Here is an 8912-nt window from a genome sequence, read left to right on the forward strand (position 1 = left end):
ATTTTAATGAAAAAATTAACCGCATAATTAATAATCGAAATTTAGAATAACTCTCTTGTTTTATAGGGGTCAAAACAATATAATGAAATCTATATTTCTTAGAGTTGATTATTTTTTCATTGATTTTATTGCAAGAATGGAAGCTGTAGCCATAAATGGCGGTAATGTGACTGACAAACAGTTTGTTTTACCATCACATAAAATTTTAATTGAAAAATAAAAAATAACAAAGTAAAACGATATTAAATTCACTGCTATTATAACACCTTAAAACAAAACATGAAAACAACATTAACTCCCTCTTTCTTGAAAGTAATCCTTTTAGGATTTATCATTCTATTGACTACTTTAACAAATGCTATAGCGCAAAATAAAACGGCAGAACTGGATAAATTAATGAATCAAGCTCACGCAAATGGTGTTTTTAATGGAAGCGTTTTAGTTGCTGAAAACGGAAAAGTTATTTATCGCAAAGCTTTTGGCTATGCCAATAAAGAAACAAAACAGTTATTAAAACCAGAATTTTGTTTTGATTTGGCATCTGTTTCAAAGCAATTTACTGCTATGGGAATTATGATCTTAAAAGAAAGAAATAAGTTGTCGTACGATGATAAAATCAACAAGTATTTCCCTGAATTTCCGGCTTATGGGAAGGATATTACAATACGAAATTTACTCAATAATACTTCAGGAATGCCTAAATATGAACCCTTTGCTACTAAAGATAACTTGACCAATGCAGAAATTTTAAAAATAATTGAGGAAAGAGAAGCGTTAGACGCCAATATCGGAGAGCAATATGTTTACAATAATGCTGGGTACGTTATATTGGCTATGATTATAGAAAAAGTTTCGAATAGGTCGTTAGCGGAATTTTTGAAAGAAAATATTTTTAATCCATTAAAAATGAAAAACACTTTGGTAGGTGATACTCCAAAAATCGATTTAAAAAATAGGGCTTTGGGTTATTCAGTGATTGGTGAGCTTGATGATTTTGAAGTTGGTCATACTGGATCTGGAAATATGTTTTCAAACGTTGATGATTTGTTTTTATGGGATCAAGCTTTATACACTGAAAAGTTAGTTTCTAAGAAAACAATTGAGGAAGCATTTACTCCAGTGGTTTTAAATGATGGTTCATTGTCTAATTATGGATTTGGATGGTTTCTTACTCCAGAAAAAAAATCAGTTAATCACTCTGGTAGTAGTTTTGGTTACCGTAATTTTATCATGAGGGATTTAGACAAAAAAAATACATATATATGGCTTACGAATGCTGGAAATGCGATTCCTAAAGATTTAATGAATGTTGCAATTGAGAATATATTAGCTTCTAAGCCTTATGAAATACCTAAGATTACTGTTTTGTCAGAATTACAAAAAGCGTTAGAAGCAAACTCTGTCGATGAGGCGATTGCTACAACGACCAAATCGATACAATCTAATCCAAATCTATTTATGATGGACGATGCCGCTATTAATGAATTGGGTTACAAATATCTTAACGAAAATAAATTAGCAGACGCTTTCTCCCTATTTAAATTTAATGTGACATTAAATCCAAATTCTTCAAAAGTTTATGACAGTCTGGGCGAAATTTATCTATTGCAAAAAGACACGGTCAATACGATTGAAAATTATAAAAAATCAGTGGCTTTAAATCCAGATAATGCAAATGCATTAAAGGTTTTAAAAAAAATAGGTGTTACGACAACTGATTTAATTAGTGAGGTTACAGTTGCTGCAGAAGTTCTTAAAACCTATTTGGGACGATATCAATTAAATGAAAATTATTCTTTTACGGTAACCGAAGACAAAGGACAGTTATATATACAAGGGACTAACGAAAAAATCACAACTGTATATCCAATGACACAAAATAGATTTTACAGCAAAATAATTACAGCTCAATTTACTTTTAATAGCGATGAAAATGGACATATTGATAGTTTGACATTGAATATGGGAAAAGATATGAATGCTAAAAAAGTAGAGTAGACGACATTTAATTAATTCAAACAAAATTTAAGAAAAAGAATAAAATAAAAAAGCCTGGTTTTAAAATAGCATTCTGATTTTTTACACATTTGGAAAAGCAAGAAAACCGAGATGAACAATTAAAAATAGAAAATGGTAATCGATAAAATTGAAAATTCTAACCTTTATGCAAACTTGACAGAAAGATTAGCAAAAGGATTTGAATTTATAAAAAACACAGATTTAGTTCAAATAGAATCTGGGACTTATGAAATTGATAATAAGGCTATTTTTGCCATTGTTCAGGATTATGATACGAAAGAAATAAAAGACTGTGTGCTAGAAGGGCATACTAAATATATTGACATTCAATATATAATTCAAGGAACCGAATTGATGGGAGTTGTAACAAAGAATAACCAAAATGCAATTAGCAGCGATTTAGATAAAGATTACACTTTTTATGAGGGAGAAACCTCCTTTATTAGAGTAGAAGAGGGGATGTTTACTGTGTTTTTTCCTGATGATTTGCATATGCCGTGTGTGCAGGCAGGCAAAAGTTCAAGAGTTAAAAAAGTGGTTGTGAAAGTCCAGGTTTAATGTAGTTAGGATTTTTTTAGCATAGTAGCAAAACCGTGATTCAATCATTATCGCCTTAAATGGCGATTATGTATATTATCGCTTAATTTAACGATAAATTAAAATATCGTCATATTTAGCGATATTTTTACTATCTTGCTTAAAATTAAAAGGTATGAAAGCAGTAATCACCGGCGATATTATTAACTCTAGAAAAGTAGCTTCGGCACTGTGGATGGAGGATTTAAAGGGTATTTTGAACGCTTACGGCAATGAACCTAAGGATTGGGAAATCTATAGAGGCGACAGTTTTCAGCTAGTAGTCGACCCTAGAGATGCACTCGAAATCGCCTTATTAATCAAGGCTGCTATCAAACAACACAAAGTACTCGATGTTCGTATGGCAATAGGAGTAGGTACTGTCGATTATACCGCTGATAAAGTAACGGAATCAAACGGGAATGCTTTTGTAAATTCAGGGGAATGCTTTGAAGGATTAAAAAAACAGACTTTAGGAATACAAACACCTTGGTCTGGGTTTAACGAAACCTTTACTGTTATTTTTCAATTAGTGGTTTTGTTTGCTGATAATTGGACGCCCACATCAGCCGAAATCATAAAAAAAGCATTAGAAAATCCGAACATTAATCAAAAGGAACTGGCTCTTGCTTTAAATAGAAAAAGCCAAAGTTCGATAAGTGCATCTTTAAATAGGGCAGGGTACGAGGAACTAAAAAATGTGATTGCGTATTATAAACAAGAAATTAAAAAACTATGGTAGAGTTATCTTTAATGCTTGTTTTAGCTCATTTGATAGGTGACTTTTTATTACAGCCCACTTCTTGGGTCAAGGATAAAAAGAAATATAAAATCAAATCAAAATACCTATACCTTCATCTGCTGGTACATTTTGTGCTTTTGTTATTGATCACGAGATTTAATCCTGAATACTTGTTTGCGTTGATTGTGATTGTTATCAGTCATTTTGCCATTGATTGCGCTAAATTATATTTCGAAAAAAAGAAAACGGTAAAAATCTGGTTTTTCGCAGACCAACTATTACATTTAGCCGTCATTGCTGCCGTGGTACATTATTATTATCCCTATGAAATCGATTTTGAAGCAGTGTATTCAACAAAAAGCCTTGCATTACTTACAGCTTTAGTCACGGTGACTTATGTGAGTGCGATTGTGTTAAAAATGATGTTGTCAAAATGGAGTGCTCAAATCACTACTAATAATAACGACGAGACAAATAATGCGGGGAAGTATATTGGGATTCTAGAACGGCTGTTTATTTTCTTCTTTGTGGTGATTAATTTTTGGGAAGGGATCGGGTTTTTATTAGCAGCAAAATCCATTTTTAGGTTTGGAGACCTTAAAGAATCTAAGGATGTCAAACTTACTGAATACATCTTGATAGGAACTTTATTGAGTTTTGGACTTGGGATTTTATGTGCGATGGTTTATAAATATTTCGCGTAAATTAAACAGAGAAACACAACACCTAAAAAAATTAAAAAGCAGGAATGAACTTTATTTTCTACCTGAGAAAACTAGTATATGAGAAAGCCAGTTCTTTGTGATAATAATTTTAGCTCCTAGAGAACTTTTAAATTCATTAATGATTACAAATATGAAAAGCATTTATATCTACTATTATATCTTGCTGGAATAGTTTGGTCTTTTTATAGAGCTTCTAGTAAAAGTATGGGAGATAATTATTCTATTTAGACTATAAATGCAATTTGTGTCATTACTGGAGGAATCTTTGGATGGATTAGTTATTACGTTTAGGCCGCATTGTCCCGTCCTGAAATAGCGATATACATAAAGCATCCTACTGGCTAAATAGTAAGAAACTTGCTTTGTAAAGCATACCTAAAAAGTATCTCTCGTGTCTATTAGATTGAAAGGTCATAACTATCGTTCGAGAATACATATCCACAGAACAGATTTAGAATCAATAAATATTTTTTATAATGAAGCTTAATGTTTGTGTGCATCTTATTTTCAGATTCAGACTACCAAATAATAATGATTACTTATAAAAAAAAAAACAGCAGTAAACTTTTGCTTACTACTGTTTATTAATTGGGGTTTTATTTTCTACCTATTGTATCGTTTTTTAGGACTAGACATAGTTTGTAGTTGTAATCTATAATGACATAATTATAAATTCACTTCTTCTATTCAATTGATGTTCTTCTTCAGAGCACTTAACTCCATCTGCACATTTGTTAACCAATTGTGTTTCACCGTATCCCTTACTACTCAATCTAGTTGCATCAATACCATTACGGATTAACCAATTTTGAGTTGATTTAGCTCTTCTATTAGACAAGGCTTCGTTATACTTATGAGTTTGTCTACTATCTGTATGGGAGCGAATGTCAATTTTAAGATTTGGATTTTGGTTTAGCACATCTAATACTTTTTCCAATTCTAATGCAGCGTCTCTTCGAATATTTGATTTGTCTAAATCAAAATAAATTACAGTTATGTCAAGGAATTTTGCTAAATCATCTCCAACTTTAGCTTTCTTTTCAATTGGTTCTAAAGCAATAGGGAAATCAGTTTTTCCATTTTCGGCACTAATGCTTACGTTACTTTCTTTCGTTAAATAGTCTTGTTTTTCTGCTCTTATATTATATGTAGATCCACAATCTACATTAAATGTATACTTTCCATTCTCATCTGACAATGTCGTTTCAATTAAATTAAATTGTTTATCATATAAAGAAACTTTCGTTTGAGGCAGGATTTCTAAAGTCTCATTGTCAGTAATAATACCATATAATAATTGTTCACAGATAACTTTTTTAAGTTGCTTCAATTTATAGATATCATCATATCCTTTACCGCCATCTCTATTAGAGGTAAAAAAGCCATTGTTTGATTTTGTATCTATCCAATACGCAAAATCGTCTTTTGGAGAATTAATATCAATACCAATATTTTGAACTTTGTCATAAGTACCGTCCGGTTTTACTTTGGCTACAAATATATCAAGTCCGCCAACACCAGGATGTCCATCAGATGCAAAATAGATTTCATCGTCATCATTCAAAAAAGGGAAAGTTTCCCTTCCAGCGGTATTTACTGTAGGACCTAAATTTTCAGGTTTTCCAAAGGTACCATTTTCATAAATTTCCGCTTTAAATAAATCAGACTGACCTAAAGTTCCAGGCATGTCAGAGACAAAGTATAAAAATTTCCCATCTGGACTTAAAGCAGGATGCGCAGTACTATAGTTATCGCTATTAAATGGTAACTCAGTAATATTAGTCCACTCATTATTATCTAATGTAGCTTTGTAAATTTTAATTAAAGTAATACCACTTCCATTTTTTCCCTTTTTACCTTCTAGGTAGTTATTTCGTGTAAAAAATATTGTTTTACCATCTTTGGTAAAGACAGGAGTAGCTTCATTAAATTTTGACTTGATATTTTGGTCAAATTTTTCAGTTGCTTCAGGATTCATATTTGAATCTAAATTGGCAGAATATAAACTTGTGAAGTGTTCATTTGTCCACGTGTGTTTTCTTTGTCCAAGACTTCCGGTATCTCTTGCTGATGTAAAGATAATTTTATTCTTATATACGGTAGTACCGTAATCTGAATATTTAGAATTTATACCTGCGTCCTCTATTGTATAATACCCCGTTTTAGCTTTTATTGCTTCTAAGTAATTTTTATTTTTCATAAAAAGTTCAGCTCTGTCATCATTTGCTGCAACTTTGTTAAACTTCTCTAAGATTTTATTTGCTTTATCATTTTGTCCTATAGATCTAAGAGATTGGGCGTATCGGTAATAATATTCTGGTTGAATACTAGTACTGTCTAGAGCAAACAATTCTCCGTACCATTTAGCCGATTTTTCTAGCTGGGCATTAAAATAGTACGCATTCCCTAATTTTTGAAATAGCTCTACTGATTTATACCCTTTTTCTGCAACTCTTTCGTAAGTTTGAATAGCATTAATGTAGGCATAGTTTTCATACTTTTTATTTGCGGAAGCAAGTTTAGCTTGTTGCGCAGATAAACTGAAAGAAAAAACGCTTACTATAGTTAAGCAAAGTAATATATTTTTTTTCATAGTAATTATTTTAGAAAAATCTTGGGCTTGTTATTCTTTTGTTGTTTTTGAATAATTCATATCTAAAGAAAATCTCATGAGATCCTGAATTATAATTCTGTAATTTAGTTGTTTCAAAATCATATCCATAACCTATATATATGGCATCTGAAACTTGAAACCCTGCCATTGCACTTACGGCTGCACTCCATCTATAAGCTAGCCCAAGGCTGAACTTATCATTAAGCATAAAATTTCCTGATACATCAACTTGCAATGGAGCTCCTTCTACTAATTTAGTAAGTAGGGCAGGCTTAAATTTTAAATTATAACTTAGATCAAATACGTAACCGGCAATCAAATAGTAATTTATTTTTTCTTTGAAAATCGCAACTTCATTATCATCGTAACGATTTGTTGCTATGAAATTAGGTACTGATAATCCTACATAGGCTTTATCAGAATGCCAGTAGATTCCAGCTCCAATATTGGGTGTAAATTTATTACCATAATCATGGAGGGTTGGATCACTAATTTGAGGATTTAATTTTGAGGCATCTAAATTAAATACATTTGCTGTTGCTTTGATACCAAATGAAAGCTTATTTGTTTCAGAAGTTGGAACAGTATAAGATATATCAGCTGAAAAAGTATTCTCTTGTGTAGGACCAATTTTGTCATTTACTAGAGAGAGACCTAAGCCCAAGTTACTATTGTTTAACGGAGTATTTATGGAAACTGCATTAGTGACCGGAGCACCATCTAAACCTACCCACTGTGTACGGTGTAGAGCGAAAATACTCATAGCACCTCGTGAGCCAGCATAAGCAGGATTGATATTGATCGTATTATACATATACTGTGTGTATTGCGCATCTTGCTGTGCAAAAGAGGCTAGACTAGTAAATGCCAAAGTAAATATTATTATAATTCTCTTCATCTATTTTATTTTTTTATAATTGAAACTAAAAAAGTATCTTTTATTTGATTTTTATCTAGTAAGGTATAAGTATCCGTCTTTTTTATTTGTAACTAAGTTACCAGTTCCATCAACTGAAGTATAGTTTAGAATGTAAAAGTAAGTTCCAACTGGTAATCCATCAGATTGTTTAATTGTTGTTCTACCTTCAGAAAATCCCTTGAACGCTTTATTTACATTATCATAGTTTTTAGTTTCGTAAACAAGTACTCCCCAACGGTTGTAAATTTCAACTGTATTGTCCGGATAACAAGTCAAATCATCAATATTATCAATAACAAATCCTTCATTGATTCCATCACCATTAGGTGAGAAGGCATTATGAATATTAATAACTCCACAACCTAATACTATTGCGATATCTACATCTGCATCATCAGAAGCGCTTACTTCGGTATTTAAAGCGGTAACACCTTTTGCATAAGCAATGTTTTTCACAGTACCGTTCGTGATATCATTTTGGGTAGTAGTATAGTTTTGTGTGTATTCTTGAGATTTACCTGGATCTAAACTGGTGATTGCAATATCCAACCCAGTTAATGGATCCGTTACAGCTATTTGGTACAAGGTAACATTTCCTGTATTAGTAACCTTAATAGTATAATTAAGAATATCACCAACTGCACTATAATTTTCAGAGTTAGCCGTTTTAACAACTTCTATTGTTGGACTTTGAGCCAATTTGGTTATTGTACATGTTTTACAATCTTGAATTATTGGACATGTGGTACAAGGAGTAGGGTCTGTAGAAGTGGCAGTAACTGAACCTCCATTTGGCGTAGTTCCTGTGGCTGTTGCCAAATTGTATACGTAACCAGCATTTATATCGTTTTGTGTAATTGTATGTACAGCTGTAAATGTTGTTGAATTTACTGCACCAACTCCTAGTGTTGCTATGGGACCACCCGTGATAACAGCATTGTTATCTGTTATTGTTATGTTAGTCAAAGTTACATTACCAGTATTGATTACTACAAAATTATAAAGTACTGTGTCTCCAGGGTTAGTAATACCATTTTTGTCATTATCAATATACGTACCGTCTTTCAGTATGCTTATAGATGGAAGATCAGGTATTATTATATCTACTACTACAGTCACTGTCACAGTAGCAGTACTGCAGTTGTTAGGATTCAATACTTGACATATTGTATAATCTACAGTATAATTACCTGCTTTAGTATTTGGCGCAACAGTTACTGTTCCATCCGTATTTACCGTAAGAGGTCCGTTTGGAGTAGAAGTAATCAATACGTCTGTAGGATTAACTTTAACACCGTTTAATGTATCGTTTGTAAG

At 32.0% G+C, this 8912-nt stretch carries 8 protein-coding genes; 5 read left to right on the forward strand and 3 right to left on the reverse strand.

The window, feature by feature from the left end:
* The first annotated feature begins 82 nt into the window (after positions 1 to 82).
* The 5 genes from QO182_RS19180 (at position 83) to QO182_RS19200 (ending at position 4041) form a co-directional block, all read left to right on the forward strand.
* On the forward strand, positions 83 to 220 hold the full coding sequence (locus tag QO182_RS19180) for a hypothetical protein (RefSeq protein WP_371563624.1): 138 nt from the start codon (positions 83 to 85) through the stop codon (positions 218 to 220).
* 59 nt (positions 221 to 279) lie between these two features.
* A complete protein-coding gene (locus tag QO182_RS19185) occupies positions 280 to 1998 on the forward strand; it encodes a serine hydrolase (RefSeq protein WP_371563625.1) in 1719 nt (572 codons plus the stop codon).
* Between the two features lie 132 nt (positions 1999 to 2130).
* Positions 2131 to 2577, forward strand: a complete 447-nt coding sequence (locus tag QO182_RS19190) for a YhcH/YjgK/YiaL family protein (RefSeq protein WP_371563627.1) — start codon at positions 2131 to 2133, stop codon at positions 2575 to 2577.
* 154 nt (positions 2578 to 2731) lie between these two features.
* Positions 2732 to 3337 (forward strand): transcriptional regulator, encoded by a 606-nt coding sequence (locus tag QO182_RS19195; RefSeq protein WP_371563630.1) that lies wholly within the window; start codon positions 2732 to 2734, stop codon positions 3335 to 3337.
* Positions 3331 to 4041 (forward strand): DUF3307 domain-containing protein, encoded by a 711-nt coding sequence (locus QO182_RS19200; RefSeq protein ID WP_371536799.1) that lies wholly within the window; start codon positions 3331 to 3333, stop codon positions 4039 to 4041. Before QO182_RS19195 ends, QO182_RS19200 begins: the two co-directional genes overlap by 7 nt.
* Before the next feature lie 673 nt (positions 4042 to 4714).
* Here the strand turns inward: QO182_RS19200 and QO182_RS19205 are convergent.
* The 3 genes from QO182_RS19205 to QO182_RS19215 all read right to left on the reverse strand — a co-directional run.
* On the reverse strand, positions 4715 to 6655 hold the full coding sequence (locus QO182_RS19205) for an OmpA family protein (RefSeq protein WP_371563632.1): 1941 nt from the start codon (positions 6653 to 6655) through the stop codon (positions 4715 to 4717).
* Between the two features lie 10 nt (positions 6656 to 6665).
* Positions 6666 to 7574: a type IX secretion system membrane protein PorP/SprF gene (locus QO182_RS19210; protein ID WP_371563635.1), complete on the reverse strand. Its 909-nt coding sequence runs from the start codon at positions 7572 to 7574 to the stop codon at positions 6666 to 6668.
* Positions 7575 to 7625: 51 nt separating this feature from the next.
* The coding region (locus tag QO182_RS19215) for a gliding motility-associated C-terminal domain-containing protein (RefSeq protein ID WP_371563638.1) at positions 7626 to 8912 on the reverse strand (1287 nt) is incomplete at its 5' end.

Source organism: Flavobacterium sp. Arc2 (assembly GCF_041431385.1).
In the GTDB taxonomy this organism is placed as follows: domain Bacteria; phylum Bacteroidota; class Bacteroidia; order Flavobacteriales; family Flavobacteriaceae; genus Flavobacterium.

What these genes read in the sequence shown, in the direction of transcription:
- QO182_RS19180 (WP_371563624.1), top strand. Translation starts at nt 83, where the DNA reads ATGAAATCTATATTTCTTAGAGTTGATTATTTTTTCATTGATTTTATT.
- QO182_RS19185 (WP_371563625.1), top strand. Translation starts at nt 280, where the DNA reads ATGAAAACAACATTAACTCCCTCTTTCTTGAAAGTAATCCTTTTAGGA.
- QO182_RS19190 (WP_371563627.1), top strand. Translation starts at nt 2,131, where the DNA reads ATGGTAATCGATAAAATTGAAAATTCTAACCTTTATGCAAACTTGACA.
- QO182_RS19195 (WP_371563630.1), top strand. Translation starts at nt 2,732, where the DNA reads ATGAAAGCAGTAATCACCGGCGATATTATTAACTCTAGAAAAGTAGCT.
- QO182_RS19200 (WP_371536799.1), top strand. Translation starts at nt 3,331, where the DNA reads ATGGTAGAGTTATCTTTAATGCTTGTTTTAGCTCATTTGATAGGTGAC.
- QO182_RS19205 (WP_371563632.1), bottom strand. Translation starts at nt 6,655, where the DNA reads ATGAAAAAAAATATATTACTTTGCTTAACTATAGTAAGCGTTTTTTCT.
- QO182_RS19210 (WP_371563635.1), bottom strand. Translation starts at nt 7,574, where the DNA reads ATGAAGAGAATTATAATAATATTTACTTTGGCATTTACTAGTCTAGCC.